The sequence below is a fragment of the Streptomyces coacervatus genome, assembly GCF_029223485.1.
In the GTDB taxonomy this organism is placed as follows: Bacteria; Actinomycetota; Actinomycetes; order Streptomycetales; family Streptomycetaceae; genus Streptomyces; species Streptomyces coacervatus.
This window is the reverse complement of record NZ_JARHTP010000067.1, coordinates 1-971: the sequence shown is the minus strand read 5'-3', so window position 1 is coordinate 971 and position 971 is coordinate 1. Positions and strand designations below refer to the sequence as shown.

2 protein-coding genes are annotated in these 971 nt (G+C 46.2%); both read right to left on the bottom strand.

The window, feature by feature from the left end; translation table 11 throughout:
* Nucleotides 1-243 precede the first annotated feature (243 nt).
* Complete coding sequence (locus P2Q00_RS50595; protein ID WP_001289873.1) at nt 244-792, bottom strand: ead/Ea22-like family protein; 549 nt, start codon at nt 790-792, stop codon at nt 244-246.
* Nucleotides 789-947, bottom strand: coding sequence for a TraR/DksA family transcriptional regulator (locus P2Q00_RS50590; RefSeq protein ID WP_229041931.1), 159 nt, complete (start codon nt 945-947; stop codon nt 789-791). Before P2Q00_RS50590 ends, P2Q00_RS50595 begins: the two co-directional genes overlap by 4 nt.
* Nucleotides 948-971: the final 24 nt, after the last annotated feature.

Here is a 971-nt window from a genome sequence, read left to right as displayed (position 1 = left end):
ACATTGATAACGCCCAATCTTTTTGCTCAGACTCTAACTCATTGATACTCATTTATAAACTCCTTGCAATGTATGTCGTTTCAGCTAAACGGTATCAGCAATGTTTATGTAAAGAAACAGTAAGATAATACTCAACCCGATGTTTGAGTACGGTCATCATCTGACACTACAGACTCTGGCATCGCTGTGAAGACGACGCGAAATTCAGCATTTTCACAAGCGTTATCTTTTACAAAACCGATCTCACTCTCCTTTGATGCGAATGCCAGCGTCAGACATCATATGCAGATACTCACCTGCATCCTGAACCCATTGACCTCCAACCCCGTAATAGCGATGCGTAATGATGTCGATAGTTACTAACGGGTCTTGTTCGATTAACTGCCGCAGAAACTCTTCCAGGTCACCAGTGCAGTGCTTGATAACAGGAGTCTTCCCAGGATGGCGAACAACAAGAAACTGGTTTCCGTCTTCACGGACTTCGTTGCTTTCCAGTTTAGCAATACGCTTACTCCCATCCGAGATAACACCTTCGTAATACTCACGCTGCTCGTTGAGTTTTGATTTTGCTGTTTCAAGCTCAACACGCAGTTTCCCTACTGTTAGCGCAATATCCTCGTTCTCCTGGTCGCGGCGTTTGATGTATTGCTGGTTTCTTTCCCGTTCATCCAGCAGTTCCAGCACAATCGATGGTGTTACCAATTCATGGAAAAGGTCTGCGTCAAATCCCCAGTCGTCATGCATTGCCTGCTCTGCCGCTTCACGCAGTGCCTGAGAGTTAATTTCGCTCACTTCGAACCTCTCTGTTTACTGATAAGTTCCAGATCCTCCTGGCAACTTGCACAAGTCCGACAACCCTGAACGACCAGGCGTCTTCGTTCATCTATCGGATCGCCACACTCACAACAATGAGTGGCAGATATAGCCTGGTGGTTCAGGCGGCGCATTTTTATTGCTGTGTTGCGCTGTAA

Bases quoted from the DNA above. Each gene is read 5' to 3' on its own strand.
- P2Q00_RS50590 (WP_229041931.1), bottom strand. From the start codon at position 947: ATGCGCCGCCTGAACCACCAGGCTATATCTGCCACTCATTGTTGTGAG.